We start from the raw sequence: 15,323 nt of genomic DNA, 5'->3' as shown, positions 1-15,323 counted from the left end.
GTGGGGCGTGAAAAAAACGCCGGTATGGAGTACCAATACCATCAAATCGGCCAACGGCCGCGAGATGCGTGCGGCCTATTACCGCTATCCGCTGTGGCGCTTCACGCTGTCTTTCGAAGTGCTGCGCACCCGCTCGGCGGTAAACGAGCTGGAGCAGCTGGCGGGCTTTTTCAATGCGCGCAGGGGCAGCTTTGAGAGTTTTCTGTACGAAGACCCGAGCGACAACAGCGTGAGCGGCCAGTCCATCGGCTTTGTGCAGCAGGGGCGGCAGCGCTACCCGCTGATACGCAGTTTCGGCGGCTTTGTCGAGCCGGTGGCGGCGGTGCGCGGCGACGTGCTGATTACCGTGGGCGGTGTGCCGAAGGAAAAGGGGCGCGATTATGTGATCGACGGCGGCGATGTGGTGTTCCAAACGCCGCTGACGGCCGGCCAAAAAATCGAGTGGTCGGGCGGCTTTTATTTCCGCGTGCGCTTTGCCGCCGATACGGCCGACTTTGAAAACTTTATCGGCCATCTGTGGAAGGCGAAGAAAATCGAGCTGGTGAGTGTGCGTTAAGCAGCCTGAAAACCAAAGGCAGCCTGAAAGGATGGGAAATGAAAAAAGCAAGCAAGGAGCTGGTCGAACTGCTGCACGGCAGCGATGAGTTTCTGATGGCCGATTTGTATACGCTGACGCTGGCCAACGGCTCGGTGCTGCGGCATACCGGCGCCGACCGGACAGTGTACTGGCAGGGGCAGGCCTACGACAGCCGCAACCTGATTATTTCGCGCGGGGCAACCCGCAGCACGCGGGATTTGGAAGCGGACGGCAACGAGTTGAAAATCGCTGCCGACCCTGCGCACAAGCTCGAAGGGCTGCCGTGGCCGGAAGCGGCGCTCGGCGGGGCGCTGGACGGGGCGCGGGTGCGTATCGAGCGGCTGTTTTTCAGCGATTGGGACACGCCGGTGGGGGCGGTGGTTATCTTTTCCGGCCGCGTTTCCGACGTATCGGGCAGCCGTTCGCAAATCAAGGTGGCGGTAAAGTCCGACATCGAGCTGCTGAATGTGAGCAGTCCGCGCAACATCTATCAGGCCGGCTGCATGCGCACGCTGTACGACGGCGGCTGCGGGGTAAACCGCGACAAGTTTACCGTGGACGGCCGCGTGCTTGCCGGAGCCAACAGCGAGACTTCGTTAAGCGCCAATCTGACGCAGGCGGACGGCTGGTTCGACCAGGGCGTCGTCCGCTTTACCGGCGGCGCCAATGCGGGGCTGACGCGGACGGTGAAAAGCCAGCGCGGCGGGGTGCTGACCTTTGCGCTGCGCCTGCCGAATGTGCCGCGCCCGGGCGATTCGTTCAAAATCTACCCGGGCTGCGACAAGCGGCAGGAAACCTGCGCGGCAAAATTCGACAATGTGATTCACTTTCGCGGCTTCCCGTATATTCCGGCAGCCGATACGGTGGTTTAGGCGCGGGCGAAATCCAAGCGTCCGACGACGGCCTGCTGCGGTTTTTGGCGCAGCTGCCATAAATCGTATTTGGCCTGAAGTTTTAACCACATTTCGGCTGTACTGATGCCTGCCTGCTCCAAACGCAGGGCAAGCTGCGGGGTAATCGGCGTTTTGCCGTGCAGGGTGCGACTCAAGGCTTCGCGCGAGTAGCCCAGATGCGCGGCAAAGGCGGTAACAGTCATGCCCAGTTCGGGCAGTACGTCTTCACGCAGAATGTCGCAGGGCGGGGGCGGGTTGTGCATACGCATGGCGTTCTCCTAGTGATAGTCTTCGTAATTGAGAATATGGACGTTGCCGTCTTCAAACTCGAATGTGAGCCGCCAGTTGCCGGATACCGACAAAGACCATTGCGGGTGGCGGTCGCCTTTGAGCTGGTGGCAGCGCCACAGGCCGTTCAGTTCGGTAATATCGGCCAATTCGTCCAGCACCGCCAGCATGCGGGCAAGACGGGCGGCATGTGCGGCTTGGATGCCGGCCTTGCTGCCGGTCAGAAAAAACTGCTCCAAGCCTTTGTGGGCAAAGCTCTGAATCATTCCCTTATCCTTTCTTGTGATATTTTAAATCACAATGTGTAATCTGTAAAGTTACAATATGGACATACGCGAGCGCATTGCCGCCGAAGCGCAAAGCTGGCTGGGAACGCCCTACCACCATCATGCGATGGTCAAGGGCGCGGGGGTGGACTGCGCCATGATACTGGTGGCGGTGTACCGCAGCGCCGGACTGCTGCCGCCGGACTTCGACCCGCGCCCCTACCCGCAGGACTGGCACCTGCACCGCGACGCCGAGCGTTATTTGGAGCATATCCTGCGCTACTGCCGCGAGACGAAAACGCCGCAGCGGGGCGATATCGCGGTGTGGAAGTTCGGCCGCACGTTTTCCCATGGTGCTATCTGCATGGGCGGGCGCGACATCATCCACAGCTATATCGGGCGCGGGGTGGTGCGGGATACTTTCGACAATCCCGAACTGGCGCGCCGTCCGGTGCGCTTTTTTACTTTTCAGGCAGCCTGAAACGCAGTCAAACGTTTTCAGGCTGCCTTTTTATTGCAACACAGCCTGAAAAACGGGAACAGACACTATGGGCGGCAAATCTTCCACTATCTCCACATCCGAACAGCGGATTTTGTCGCTGCAGGTGCAGCAGTCCAGCCAAGGGCTGACGCTACCTGTGGTTTACGGCCGCAACCGCGTGGCCGGCAATCTGATTTGGTACGGCGACTTCACTACCTTCGAACATCGCACGGAAACACGCCAAGGCGGCAAGGGCGGCGGCGGTGTGAAGCAGGTGGATGTGAAATACACCTACGAAGCGGCGGTGGCGCTGGGTTTGTGCGAAGGGCCGATCAAGGGGATTACCAAAATCTGGCGCGACAAGGAGAAGTTTTTGTCGCCCGCCGATTTGCGCCTTGAGCTGGCCAAGGGGGAACACGACCAGCCGGTATGGCCGCACCTTTTGCAGGGCAAAAACCTGCCGCAGGCGATTGCCTACTCGGACACGGCCTATCTGCGCAGTCCGAACTACCAACTGACCAACAGTGCGCAGGTGTACAGCCACAATTTCGAGGTGGACGGCAAATTGGGCTATTCCGCGTCGATTCCCGACGCCAACCCTGCCGACATTCTGCAGGATTTGTTGAGCAATCCGAATTACGGCTGCGGTTTTCCGGCGGAAAATCTGGGCGATTTTGCCGTGTACGGCAGCTACTGCCGCGCGGCGGGGCTGTTTTTGAGTCCGGTTTACGGCGAGCAGAGTGAGGCGAGGCGCAATATCAGCGAGCTGCTGCGGCAGACCAATGCGGCGGCGGTATTCAGCCAAGGCAGCCTGAAAATCGTGCCTTACGGCGATGCGCCGCTGCACGGCAACGGGGCGGCCTATATCCCGAACCTGACGCCGCTTTACGATCTGGACGACGACGACTTTATCGCTACCGGCAGCGACCCGGTGAAGGTGGAGCGCAAAACCAATGCCGACGCCTACAACCAGGTGCAAATCGAGTATCTGGACAGGGCGAACGACTACAACATCGCGGTGGCCGAAGCCAAAGACCAGGCGAATATCGAGCAGTACGGCCTGCGCCCGCAGGAAGCGCTGAAGATGCATGCCATCTGCGACAAGGATGTGGCGCAGCAGGTGGCGCAACTGACCCTGCAGCGCGCGCTGTATGTGCGCAACGAGTATGAGTTCAAGCTGGGCTGGAAGTATGTGCTGCTCGAGCCTATGGACTTGGTAACGCTGACCGATGCCGGCTTGGGTTTGGACAAGACGCCGGTGCGGATTATCGAAATCGAAGAAGACGAAGACGGCCTGCTGAAGGTACGCGCCGAAGACTTCCCCGCCGGCACAGCCAACGCGGCGGAATACCCGACACAGGACAACGGCGGCTACAGCGCCGATTACAACGTCTCCCCGGGCAATGCGTCCGCGCCGGTGATGTTTGAAGCGCCGCTGCAGCTGACCGGCAACGAGCCGCAAATCTGGCTGGCGACCGGCGGCGGCGAATACTGGGGCGGCTGCGAAGTGTGGGTGTCGGCCGACGGCGACAGCTACAGCCGCGTCGGCACGGTCAATACCAAAGCCCGCTACGGCAGCCTGCAAAACGCGCTGCCATCCGGCGCGGTGTACGACCGCATCAATACCGCCGACGTGCAGATCGGTGCGGGCCACCTGCACGGCGCAAGCGAGGAAGAAGCGCGGCAGATGGTAACCGCCTGCTGGCTGGACGGTGAGTTTCTGGCCTACCAAAACGCCGAACTGACGGGCTTGGGGCGCTATACCTTAAGCAATCTGACGCGCGGCGCATGGGGCAGCGCCATCAGCGAGCATGGGGCCGGCGCGCCCTTTGTGCGGCTGGACGAAGCGCTGTTCCGCTACCGCTTTGACAAGGGCTGGCTGGGCAAGACTGTTTGGGTCAAGCTGGTGTCGTTTAATGTTTTCGGCAGCGGCATGCAGGAATTGGGCGAAGTGCCGGCCTACCCTTACACCATCATCGGCGCGCCGCTGGGCGAAATCGCCAATCTGCGCCTGACATCGGGCTGGACATACGGCCGCGATGCGGTGCTGGCATGGGACAAGCTGGACGGGGCAGACAGCTACGATGTGGAAGTCTATGCCGCCCAAAGCCAAACCCGCCTGCGCCGCATCGAAGGCATTATCGACAACCGCTACAGCTACACGCTGGCGGACATGAAGGCCGACGGCGGACAGATGCGCGATGTGGTGTTCCGCGTCCGTGCGCGTGCGGTAACCGGCAAAACCGGCAACTGGGCGCAGGCAGTGGCGCGCAATCCGCAGCTGCAGTCTTTAAGCGGCATCGAGCTGGACGGCAGCCTGAAACAGGTGTTTTTCCGCTGTGCCGCGCCGCAGGAAGAAGACTTTGCCGGCATCCGCCTGTGGGTGTCGGAAGAGTCGGACTGCCCGGCCACCGATGCCAACCTTGCCTACGACGGCCGCGATACCTTTATCACCGTCGGCAAATGTGCAGGCAAGGCGCTGGAAGCGGGCAAAACCTACTATCTGCGGGCAGCGGGCTACGACAGCTTCGGCAAAGACGGCATGAACGTCAGCAGCAGCCATGCTTTTACCGTGTATGAAGTCTCAGCGATTGCCAAGGATTTGGGTGAAAGCGCTTTGAGCAGGGAGTTGGTCGAAAAGATTAACGACAGTGCCGGAGTGGATACGAAAATCCAAGCGGAAGCTTCCGCCCGCATCGCGGCTGTTGCGGCAGCCGAGAAAAAAGCTGCTGATGCCTTGGCCGCTAAAGCGCGTGAATTGGGTAGCAAAATTACATCGGTAGAAAATATTGCCAATGGACAGACGCAGCGGATCGAAACCCTTACTGCCGCCGGCCGTACTGCCGCCGCCGCATTAGAGGAAGAGAAAAAAGCCAGGGCAGACGGGGACGCGGCAGAAGCGCGCGCCCGTCAAGCAGTAGCCGCAGATTTGGAAGGGCAAATTGCATCGGTATCACGGGAACAGACGGTTTTGTCGGAAAAGGACAAAAGCCGCGCATCTGAAATTGCTGCTTTATCCACCCGTGTTGGCCAGACTGAAGGCAGTGTAACCGAGCTGCGTCAAAGCAGCGTTACGCGGGCGCAGGTGGAGACTATCGCGCAAGATGCGGTGTCGGCAAAGTTCCAAAATACGGATACCCGCAACGACAACCGTCCGCCGTCGTGGTACTGGGAGCATTACCCGCGCCGCACGGCATCGGAGTTCAAAAGTGTGGGGGCGGTAGGTTTGGGCGGCAGCGGCTACGCGGTCGTTGAAACGGTTGTGCCGTGGGAAAACGTATCAGGCGGCCAAATTGTTCAGACGGCCTATTTGTCGGACGGGGCGGTCAAGCGCCGTGTGTCTGATGCGGTGCGTGCTTCTCAGGGCGGGCGCTGGGTATTGACTAGAGACGCGTGGGGTCAGTGGGCTGCTGTCGAGACTACGGCAGGAGCGCAAGCAAAAGCGGATGCGGTTAGGGCGGCTGCGGCAGCAGCAGAAAAGAAAGCTGCGGATGCTGCGGCCGATTTGAATACCTTTAAGCTGGCGCAGGCCAATAAAGATACTGCTACTGCCAAGCGCATTGACACGCTTACGACTACTGTAAACAACAGTTCGGCAACCGTACAGGCTACTGCCCAAAGCATAAAAGGGCTGGAAGCGCAGTACACGGTAAAAGTGGACGTGAACGGCCATGTGGCGGGCTACGGCTTGGCTACTACGCTTAAAGACGGCAAGCCAACCAGCGCCTTTATCGTCAGCGCTGACAGGTTCGGCATCGGCGCGGCGGGCGCGGGGGATATCTACCCGTTTACCGTCGATACCCAAACCCAAACCGTCGGCATCAACGGCAAGCTGATCGTGAACGGCAAGGCGATTATCGACAAACTCAACGCCGGCGACATCAGTGCTGACAAGCTGCAGGCAAATTCCATCGGCGCCAACCTGCTTAAAGCGGGGGCGGTAACGGCGGAGAAGCTGGCAGCCAAAGCGGTAACGGCTGAAAAGCTGCAGGTGGACAAACTCTCGGCCATCAGCGCCGATATGGGCGACATCACCGCCGGCAGCCTGAATATCGGCAAAGGTAGGTTTACGGTGGATGCCCAAGGTACGATGACTATCCGAGCTGATGCAAAACGCAACGTTGGCTTGAAAATCAGCAATGAAGCCGTTGAAGTTTATGACGAAGCGGGCGTTTTACGGGTCAGATTGGGAAAACTGGAATAACACAAGGATGAGCTATGGAAGGATACGGCTTGGAAGTTGGCGGCAGACCGCCTTTTCTCGGGGTGGCGATGTTGGCGGATACGCTGCATATTGCCGGCAAGAGCGGTGAGTATGTTTACCCGTCGGACGACGAACGTTACGGTTATTTTGCCACCTATGTCTATTCGGACAACCATTTCGGCCATACCGCGCTGCACTCCGGCAGCGGGGGCGGAATGGTGGCGTGTACGCGGGCGTTCAGCGACGGCTCAAAGTTGATTTGGCGGACATTTCAGGTTTACGCCTATGCTGCGTTGGGCAGCGTGGATACGGCTTTGATTTGGAGATACTGCAAATGAATTACGGTTTGTTTTCTGCAGATTTGCCTATGGTTTTAGGGACAGAGAAACTGTTGATGTTCCGGCGAAAGATTAACCGCAGCGAAATCACAAAACCCTATTCGGTGGTCGGGAAGGTTGCAAATTATTACAAAGAAATCCGCATCGGCGACCGCGACGGCGTATTTCAGGTGTTTACCGAGCATCCCCGCCTGTTCCCGCGTGCATACACGTTTTGGGACGGTGCGGGATACGGCGGCATTGCCGGGTACATTCCCAGAATCGATAACGATGTCTTTGTCAGCAATCCAAATGACAACTTCCTGCAGTTGCGCGATGACGGCTGGTATCTGGTGATATTCAACTGGCGCGGCGACATCAGGGGCGAACTTGCCACGGCACAGGATTTTTATGTTTATGCGCTGACGGATTCTGCTGTGGCCACCGACCGCTACGGCCTGAACGTTTACCGGCCGGACGGCAGCCTGCTGTATCACAGCGGCTGGGATTTGATGCGCGTGCGCCATCGGCCGACGGTTGCCGAATTGGGCGGGATTCCCGCGCCGTTCCGCATTGATGCGACATGGCACCGCCAAGAAGACCAAGGCCAACTGTTGATGTATGATTTTCTGTCCGAATCGGCGGGCGTGTATGTCGGCGAAAACAAGCTGGTCAGTATCGGCTTCTGTACTTCTGTCGAATATCGCGGACGGGATTCGCGGGTAAACGACCGTGGACGAGCCTACTTTGCTCCCGTGCTGCATCAGGGGCGCGTGCGTCTGTCAATGTGCCATGCCTATACGGGAATTAACCTGCCTCGTAATTTTTACCATTTTGATACGGAACTCGTTGTATCCAATCCGATGGGTTACAACGAGATTGTCGTTATCGACAAGCCTGCAGTCTGAAAAAGCAGCCTGAAAGCATAAACGGCTTTCAGGCTGCTTTTGTGCAAGTAGTTCAGGCGGCGCAGAAGGCGTGGATGCCGGCCAGCTCATCGGCAATCTGCTCGCGGGTCTGCTCGGCGTCGTAGTGGCTTTGCAGGTTCAGCCAGCTTTGGGCGTCGGTGCCGAAAAAGGCGGCCAGACGCAGGGCGGTGTCGGCGGTAATGGCGCGGCGGCCTTTGACGATTTCGTTGATGCGCCGGGGCGGCACGCCGGTGGCTTTGGCTAGGGCGTACTGGCTGATGCCCAAGGGTTCGAGCCAGTCCAGCAGCAGGATTTCGCCGGGATGGGCAAGGGGGATTTCGCGTTTTGCCATGTCTGTCTCCTTTAGTGGTAATCGGTGATTTCAACTTGCAGCGCGTGTCCGTTGTCCCACACGAAGCAGATGCGCCATTGGTCGTTGATGCGGATGCTGTGCTGCCCTGCGCGGTCGCCGCTTAGGGCTTCCAAGCGGTTGCCGGGCGGCACGCGCAGGAAGTTTAAATCGGCGGCGGCATGAAGCTGCTGCAGCTTGCGGATGGCGCTGCGCTCGATGTTGGCAAAGCGCTTGACCCGCTTGCCGTCAAACAGGGCTTGGGTGTCTTTGCAGGCGAAGTCTTGAATCATGTGTTTATAGTAACGTGATGCGTTATTAACGTCAAGGGTTAAACCTTGTTTCTGCCCCCGAATGGGGGCTTTGTTTTTGGGAGAACAGTATGAAACCCACTAAATTCAGGCAGCCTGAAAGCGGGCTGCGGAGAATCGTTTTTCATTCCAAACGCTGGCTTGGCCTGCCCTACCGCCTGCACAACTGGCTTTTGCAGACGGCGACGCGGGTAATCACTTTTACCAGCGCGGCGGGGATGCTGGGCTATTCGCTGGTGTTTTCGCTCAATGGTGCGCGGCTGACGAGCCTGCCGCTGTATTACAAGTTTGCGGCGCTGCCGCAGCCGGTGGTGGCGGGGGCGTTTGTGGCGCTGGGGGTGGCGCAGTTGGCGCTGATGGCTTGGGACAGTCCGCGCGGCAATGTGTTGTCGGGCTTTGTGCTGGTGGTGTCGGCGCTGGTGTGGATGCTGGTGCTGGCTGCTTTTGACGCGGCGCGCCCGCCGGCCAATACCGGCATGGTGTTTCCGGCGATTATGGCTTTTTTATGTGCGACGGCTGGCAGCCGTCTGATTGATATCAGCAAGCGCCTGAAACAAGAACGATGAGAGGGCATGATGAATTGGGGAACGCAATACACACCCGCCGGCATTGTGTTTGCCATTGTCGGCGGGGTTGTCGGGGCGGTGATTACCAGCCGCGCCGACAATGACGGCTGGCCGCGCACGCTGGCCGAGGCGCTGGTGGCGGCTTTTGCGGCTGCGGCTTTGGGCGAGTATTACCTGCCCCTGACCCGTGTTTGGGTATGCGGTTTTGCCGGCGTGGCGGTGGGGCTGGTGGCGGGCTATGCGCTGGATGCGGTACGGGAAACCGCGCCGGCGGTGAAAGACGTGGCGCGGGAGACGGTGCCGGCCATCGTCCGCGCTTTTTTGGAGAAGTTCGCCGGCAAAAAGAAAGACGAATAGCGTTTCAGGCTGCCTGAAACCGGAAACCTGCCCCTGCGGCAGGTTTTTTTATTGGAGCAAAACATGAGCGATTGGGACGCAAGCATCCGCATCACGGCGGAAAACCAAACAGGCGAAGGTTTCGGCGAAGCGGCCGATGCGGCGCAGGAGACGGCGCGGGCGATTGAAGAAGCGGTAAACAATGTGCGCGAGCGCCTGCAGCGGGCGATGGCGGACTGCCAGCGGGCATTTGCCGAAGGCATGGACTTCGACCCTTCCGGCCTGAACAATCTTGCCGACGCGCAGGAAACGGTGTTCCGCCGTCTGGCCGACGAAGCGCGCAATGTGTTTGAAGCGACGCGCACGCCGGCGGAGCGCTTGGAAGCGGAAATCGAGAAGCTGAACAAGCTGTTTGCGGCGGGGGCGATTGATGCGGAAACCCATGCGCGGGCGGTGGAGCAGGCGCGGGAGCAGATGGGCGAAGCGGCCAATGCCGGCAGCAAGCTGGGCGATGTTTTAGGCAGCCTGAAAGGGCTGTTTGCCGGTGCGTTTGCGGTTTTGGGCGTGCGCGAAATCATCGAAACGGCCGATGCGATGCAGAGCCTGAACAGCCAAATCAGGCAGGTAACAGCGGACGAAGCGGAGTATGCGGCGGTCAAACGCGAACTGCTGGGAGTGGCCAACCGCACCAATGCGGGGATTGAAGAAACCAGCGGGCTGTATATCCGCACCAGTCAGGCGCTGAAAGACTACGGCTACGCGCAGTCGGAAGTGCTGACGTTTACCGAAGCGGTGAACAATGCCATGCGCGTAGGCGGCGTGGAAGCGCAGGCGCAGGCGTCGGCCATTGAGCAGCTGTCGCAGGCCTTGGGCAGCGGCGTGCTGCAGGGCGACGAGTTTAAGAGCATTGCCGAAGCGGCGCCTATCCTGCTGGATACCATTGCCGACTATATGGGCAAGAGCCGGGCGGAAATCAAAAAGCTGGGCAGCGAAGGCAAGCTGACGGCGGATGTGATTTTTCAGGCGGTATCGGGCAGCGCGGGCAAGTTTGCCGAAGAAGCGGCGAAAATGCCGCTGACTTTCGGTCAGGCGATGGTGGGCATCCAAAACGCTTGGAAGGTGTTTGTCGATAAGATTATGAACGGCAGCGGCGTGATGGCGACGCTGGCCAATGCGGTGAAGCTGGTGGCCGACAACCTGCATCTACTGCTGAACGGCGCGGTGCTGGTGGGCATTGCGGCGCTGGTGGAGTATTTCCGCAACTTCACGCTTGCCGTGAACGCTACCGGCGGGGCGGTCAGCAAGCTGTGGGCGTATCTGATGGCAAACCCGCTGGTGGCGGTGGCGGCGCTGATTGTCGGCGTGCTGATGGCAACCGGCGAGCTTGAGAATGCGATGGACGCGCTGGGGACGATTGCGTCGGATGTGTTCGATGTGATTAAAACCGGTTATGCGGGACTGGGCGATCTGATTAGCGCCGTGTACTCGGACATTACCGCTGCCGCAACAGATTCCGCCGATGGACAAACCGCCGCTTTCGGCGGTTTTTTTGACGATTGCGGCGAAGGGTTTTACGGCCTGCTGGAATCCGTGGGCAAGGTGTTTGATGCTTTCGGCGCGCTGATCCGCAGCGCTGTAGTATGGGCAATCGAAAACTTCGACAGCTTGTGGATTGCGATTAAAAACGGTGCCATCGGCGCAGCAAATGCTGCCATCGGTGCCATTGAGAACCTGATTAACAAAGCCATCGACGGCATTAACCGCGTAATTGCGCTGGCCAACCAAATGCCCGGCGTCGGCTTGTCGCAAATCGGTAACTGGAGTGCGGGCAAGCTGCAAGGTGGCAACGAGAAAGGTAGCGGCCGCAGCTTCAGTGCCATTTATGACGCGGAAGCGGCAAACCAACAAGCAGGCGGCCTGCAGGCTTATTTCAAAGGGGTTGCTGCACGCAGTCAGGCTGGGAAATCAGGCAGTAAAGGCTTGGGCGGCGGCGGTGGCGGCAAACGCGCAGCCGGCGGTGGTGGCGGCAAAAAAGGCGGCAGCGGCAAGAAAGGAGGTGCGGGCAAAGAGCGCAAAGAAGACCCGATGCAGCAATGGGAAGCCGAAATCAAGGCGCAGAAACTGGCGCACAAGGAGATGCAGCTTGCCGAGAAAAGCCACAAGGAATGGGACATCGCCGCCGAGTTGGCCTACTGGCAGCAGAAACTGAGCCTTGTTGATGCCAACAGTAAAACCGGCCTTGCCTTGCGCGAAAAAATCTACAACCTGCAGGCGGAGTTGGCGAAAAAGTCCACGCAGGAACGGATGGAAGCCGTCGATGCCGGCGAAAAGGCGGCGCTGCACCGGCTGAATATGGAGAAGGATGCCGCCGACAATGCGCTGGCACAAAGCAAAATCAGCCAGCTTGAGCGTTTGGATGCGGAAATCGAGTTTGAAAACCGCCGCTATGAAATCGCGCTGGACGCCCTGAACCAGCGTATCGCGCTTGCCGAACAAGACCCGACTTACAGTCAGGCCGCCATCGACAAGCTGAAGCAGCAGGCAGCAGAGTTGTCGCAAGGCCACGAGCGCACGCAGGGGCAGAACCAAAACCGGCGCGAGCAGCAGCGGCGCAAGGATATGCCCACTTTCAGCGAAATGCTGGAAGACGGCGGCAAGGAAACTTGGCAGCAGGCGCAGGACGCTTTGGGTAATGCCTTGAACGCGATGCTGACGCGCACGCAGAACTTCCGCACGGCAATGGGCAATCTGTTTAAAAGCCTTGGGCAGTCGTTTATCCAAAACATGGTAACCAAGCCGCTGCAGGGCTTGATGCAGCGCGCGGCGCAGGAAAGCGGCATCTGGCAGATGATTTTTGGCAAAAAAGAAGCGCTGGAACAGGCATCATCCGCTAAAACGATGGCGACCAAGGCGACCGAGACCACGACTGTTGTCGGCAAGAATGCGACGCAGGCCGGCTCGGGCGTGGCGGCGGCGCTGGCATCCATTCCCTACGTCGGCCCCGCGCTGGCAATCGCGGGGATGGCAGCCATGATTGCCGCCGTGATGGGGCTTTTGGGTGGCGGTGGCGGCGAAACCAGCAGCACTACGGTTACCCGCATCCCGTCGGCGGCGGGCGGCTGGGATATTCCGGCCGGCATCAACCCACTAACCCAACTGCACGAGAACGAGATGGTGCTGCCGGCAGAACACGCGCAGACCATCCGCGATATGGCAGGTCAGGGACAGGACGGCGGCACGGTGATCATCAATACCACCGGCGGCGACTTTATCCATAAAAACGACCTTGCCAAGGTGCTGAAACAGCTTAAGCGAGATTTCAAAATTACCTAATCCGCCGTAAGGCGGTTTTTTTAGGCAGCCTGAATTTCAGGCTGCTTTTTGTTACCTAGAGAAAGGAAAAACCATGAAAGAACTACCGTGGATGCACCATCTGAAAACCCATCTCGGCCTGGCCGAAATCCCGGGCAAAGCCCACAACCCCACGCTGCTGCAATGGCTGCGCGATATGGGGCAGTACAGTAAGGAGTCCAAAGCGTGGTGGGCGGACGACGAAACGCCGTGGTGCGGGCTGGCCGTCGGCCATGCGCTCGGCAGCAGCGGGCGCTTTGTGGTGCCGCACTGGTTCCGCGCCAAAGCCTGGGCGGACAGCAGTGCGATGACCAAGCTCGACAAACCGGCTTACGGCTGCATCGCCACCAAAACCCGTAAAGGCGGCGGCCATGTGTTTTTTGTTGCCGGACGCGACAAGCAGGGCAGACTGCTGGGCTTGGGCGGCAACCAGGGCAACCGCGTGAGCATCATCCCGTTTGCCGAAAGCGAGCTGGACGGCTTCTGGTGGCCGAGCAAATGGGAGAACGGGCAATGCGTCAAATCCGTCCCCGCCCCTGAACGCTACCGGCTGCCTGTTACCGATGCCACCGGCAGAATCGGCGAGAGCGAAGCATGAGCAATGCCGAGAAAATCGAACGCTGGATTGCTGAATGGGAAGCCAAGCGCGATGCGGCGCGCGAAGCGGGCGACTACGACGCCTTTGCCGCTGCCGAGCGGGAGATTGCCAACTACCGGCAGATGCTGGCTCAGCTTAAGTGCTGACAAGGCAGCCTGAAACCAAAAATTACCGATTTACACCATGTGTAATTTTGTAAAAAATGAAAGGGAAATCATGCCTATATGGTTAATCAAACATTGGCGCCCGCTGGCTGCTGCCGCCGTGTTGGCGATACTGGCCGGACTGTGGCACACCGACCGCGCCCACCAGTACCGGCGCGGTGCGGAAGACACCGCCGCCAGCATTAAAGCCAAGCTGGCCGAGCAGGCCGCCGCGCAAACCGCCGCCGCCCGCAACACCGAGCGCAAACAGGCTGATTCCCTGGCCGCCGCCCAAGTCAAAATTGAAAAGGAAAGACAAGATGCCCAAACTGTTATCACTGATATGCGCCGCGAGCTTGACCGCCTGCGCCGCCACACAGAAACTGCCGCCCGCCGCGCAACAATGCCCGCAGCCGGTCAAACCGCCCGCCCATCTGACGGCGCGGACGCTGCCGCCGGCTGGCTACTACTCGGACAATGCGCGCAAGAGTATGCAGACTTGGCAGAGACTGCCGACGCCCAGCGCAACGACCTTGCCGAGTGGCAGGCCTACGGCGCAGTAGTGGCGTCCGAGCCGCGATAAACCAAAGCCCCCGAAACGTTGATTACAGACGTTTCGGGGGCTTTTTTTTGTTTTCAAGCTGCTTAATCCAGCAAATCCGCCACTTCGGCCATATCGGGATTGTAATAGACGTTGAGCAGTATCCGCAGGTCGCGGTGGCCGCTGATTTTCGCCAGCGTTTCCACCGGTACTTTTTTCGCCATCCGCGTCAGCGCTTCGCGGCGGCTGTCGTGAAAGTGCAAATCGGTGATACCGCAGTTGTCACGGGCGCGGCGGAATAGGACGTCCAAAGTGGACGCACCAAGTGCAAACACAGAATCGGCATCAATGCCTTCAAGCTGCCGGATAATTTCCAGTGCACGGCGGGACAGCGGCACGTTGCGGCTGTCGCCGTTTTTGGTTATCGGCAGATGGGCAAGGCGGCGGGCGAAGTCGATATCCGCCCATTTCAGGCTGCATATCTCCCCTGCCCGCATTGCGGTTTCGACGGCAAACAAAAAGGCCAGCGCCACCCGCTGCACGGCAAGCTCGGGCGGCTTTGCCGGATTATAGAGCAGCGCTTCGCAGATGCGTTCGATTTCGTCTGCCGACGGCCGGCGCGTGCGTTCTTTGGCTTTTTTGGGTTTGCTGATTTTCTGCACCGGATTGTCGCGCAACAAGCCCCACTCTTTCATGGCGTGGGTGCAGACGGCCGACAGCGTGGTCAGTTCGCGGTTGACGCTGGTTTCCGATACTTCGCCCAGCCGTGCGTCGCGCCAGTCGGCAAAATGCTGTGGACGCAGTTCGTCCAGCCGTACATCTGCTAGCGGCGTATTCAGCGCCCTGCCGATGCGGTATGCTTCGCTGCGCGCGCCGCGTTTGGACGGGGTAACGGTGTTAAGATAGCGTTTGAGCACATCGCCGAAATAGGTGTTGCGGTCGGCATTGCCCTGTACACCGTCGAGAATCAGCGTCTCCATCCGCGCCGCCCACGCTTTCGCATCGGCGTGCCGCTCGAAAGTTGCCGAACGGGACACGCCCCGCAGCCTGACTTGTACGCGCCATTTTCCGCCGCGCTGTGTGATTGTCGCCATGATTTCTTGGTGCAAATTTGGTGCAATCATTATAGGCGCAAACGGTTAGACGTAGGGTAATCGCGGATTATCAAAAATCCCAAGTGTTTGTTAATGGGTG

The 15,323-nt window shown here is 59.3% G+C and carries 17 protein-coding genes; 12 read left to right on the top strand and 5 right to left on the bottom strand.

From position 1 onward, the window contains the following. The coding region (locus MB824_RS09355) for a DUF2460 domain-containing protein (RefSeq protein ID WP_238748232.1) at positions 1 to 556 on the top strand (556 nt) is incomplete at its 5' end. A gap of 38 nt (positions 557 to 594) precedes the next feature. Further along, positions 595 to 1,449, top strand: coding sequence for a DUF2163 domain-containing protein (locus MB824_RS09350; protein ID WP_238748231.1), 855 nt, complete (start codon positions 595 to 597; stop codon positions 1,447 to 1,449). On the opposite strand, the gene MB824_RS09345 is transcribed toward MB824_RS09350, so the two are convergent. Then, positions 1,446 to 1,739, bottom strand: coding sequence for a HigA family addiction module antitoxin (locus MB824_RS09345; protein WP_238748230.1), 294 nt, complete (start codon positions 1,737 to 1,739; stop codon positions 1,446 to 1,448). The two genes, MB824_RS09350 and MB824_RS09345, sit on opposite strands and share 4 nt — an antisense overlap. 9 nt (positions 1,740 to 1,748) lie before the next feature. Further along, complete coding sequence (locus tag MB824_RS09340) at positions 1,749 to 2,024, bottom strand: type II toxin-antitoxin system RelE/ParE family toxin (protein ID WP_238748229.1); 276 nt, start codon at positions 2,022 to 2,024, stop codon at positions 1,749 to 1,751. A 58-nt stretch (positions 2,025 to 2,082) separates the two neighbouring features. On the opposite strand from MB824_RS09340, the gene MB824_RS09335 reads away from it, so the two are divergent. The 4 genes from MB824_RS09335 (at position 2,083) to MB824_RS09320 (ending at position 7,934) form a co-directional block, all read left to right on the top strand. Beyond that, positions 2,083 to 2,505: an NlpC/P60 family protein gene (locus MB824_RS09335; RefSeq protein ID WP_238748228.1), complete on the top strand. Its 423-nt coding sequence runs from the start codon at positions 2,083 to 2,085 to the stop codon at positions 2,503 to 2,505. A 67-nt stretch (positions 2,506 to 2,572) separates the two neighbouring features. Further along, positions 2,573 to 6,709, top strand: coding sequence for a phage tail protein (locus tag MB824_RS09330; protein WP_238748227.1), 4,137 nt, complete (start codon positions 2,573 to 2,575; stop codon positions 6,707 to 6,709). Between the two features lie 14 nt (positions 6,710 to 6,723). Continuing rightward, positions 6,724 to 7,047 (top strand): hypothetical protein, encoded by a 324-nt coding sequence (locus tag MB824_RS09325; RefSeq protein WP_238748226.1) that lies wholly within the window; start codon positions 6,724 to 6,726, stop codon positions 7,045 to 7,047. Then, positions 7,029 to 7,934: a hypothetical protein gene (locus tag MB824_RS09320; RefSeq protein ID WP_238748224.1), complete on the top strand. Its 906-nt coding sequence runs from the start codon at positions 7,029 to 7,031 to the stop codon at positions 7,932 to 7,934. Before MB824_RS09325 ends, MB824_RS09320 begins: the two co-directional genes overlap by 19 nt. Before the next feature lie 52 nt (positions 7,935 to 7,986). Here the strand turns inward: MB824_RS09320 and MB824_RS09315 are convergent, their stop codons facing one another. Together MB824_RS09315 and MB824_RS09310 are read right to left on the bottom strand one after the other, a co-directional pair. After that, a complete protein-coding gene (locus MB824_RS09315) occupies positions 7,987 to 8,286 on the bottom strand; it encodes a HigA family addiction module antitoxin (RefSeq protein WP_238748222.1) in 300 nt (99 codons plus the stop codon). Positions 8,287 to 8,297: 11 nt separating this feature from the next. Then, the gene (locus MB824_RS09310; protein WP_238748220.1) at positions 8,298 to 8,576 is read right to left on the bottom strand and encodes a type II toxin-antitoxin system RelE/ParE family toxin; all 279 of its coding nucleotides are present in this window, start codon (positions 8,574 to 8,576) and stop codon (positions 8,298 to 8,300) included. Between the two features lie 89 nt (positions 8,577 to 8,665). On the opposite strand from MB824_RS09310, the gene MB824_RS09305 reads away from it, so the two are divergent. From MB824_RS09305 to MB824_RS09280, 6 genes are all read left to right on the top strand, one after another. After that, on the top strand, positions 8,666 to 9,160 hold the full coding sequence (locus MB824_RS09305) for a hypothetical protein (protein WP_238748218.1): 495 nt from the start codon (positions 8,666 to 8,668) through the stop codon (positions 9,158 to 9,160). A 6-nt stretch (positions 9,161 to 9,166) separates the two neighbouring features. Next, positions 9,167 to 9,517, top strand: a complete 351-nt coding sequence (locus tag MB824_RS09300) for a hypothetical protein (RefSeq protein WP_238748216.1) — start codon at positions 9,167 to 9,169, stop codon at positions 9,515 to 9,517. A gap of 63 nt (positions 9,518 to 9,580) precedes the next feature. Next, positions 9,581 to 12,829: a tape measure protein gene (locus tag MB824_RS09295; RefSeq protein WP_238748215.1), complete on the top strand. Its 3,249-nt coding sequence runs from the start codon at positions 9,581 to 9,583 to the stop codon at positions 12,827 to 12,829. Between the two features lie 73 nt (positions 12,830 to 12,902). Further along, the gene (locus MB824_RS09290) at positions 12,903 to 13,445 is read left to right on the top strand and encodes a TIGR02594 family protein (RefSeq protein WP_238748214.1); all 543 of its coding nucleotides are present in this window, start codon (positions 12,903 to 12,905) and stop codon (positions 13,443 to 13,445) included. Next, positions 13,442 to 13,591 (top strand): hypothetical protein, encoded by a 150-nt coding sequence (locus MB824_RS09285; protein ID WP_238748213.1) that lies wholly within the window; start codon positions 13,442 to 13,444, stop codon positions 13,589 to 13,591. Before MB824_RS09290 ends, MB824_RS09285 begins: the two co-directional genes overlap by 4 nt. A gap of 70 nt (positions 13,592 to 13,661) precedes the next feature. Further along, a complete protein-coding gene (locus MB824_RS09280) occupies positions 13,662 to 14,171 on the top strand; it encodes a hypothetical protein (RefSeq protein ID WP_238748212.1) in 510 nt (169 codons plus the stop codon). A gap of 62 nt (positions 14,172 to 14,233) precedes the next feature. Here the strand turns inward: MB824_RS09280 and MB824_RS09275 are convergent, their stop codons facing one another. Beyond that, positions 14,234 to 15,223, bottom strand: coding sequence for a tyrosine-type recombinase/integrase (locus tag MB824_RS09275; RefSeq protein WP_238748211.1), 990 nt, complete (start codon positions 15,221 to 15,223; stop codon positions 14,234 to 14,236). Positions 15,224 to 15,323: the final 100 nt, after the last annotated feature.

It is taken from the genome of Kingella pumchi (assembly GCF_022288825.1).
Lineage (GTDB): Bacteria > Pseudomonadota > Gammaproteobacteria > Burkholderiales > Neisseriaceae > Kingella_D > Kingella_D pumchi.
The sequence above is the reverse complement of the archived record's forward strand: the minus strand, read 5'-3'. Positions and strand labels throughout refer to the sequence as shown.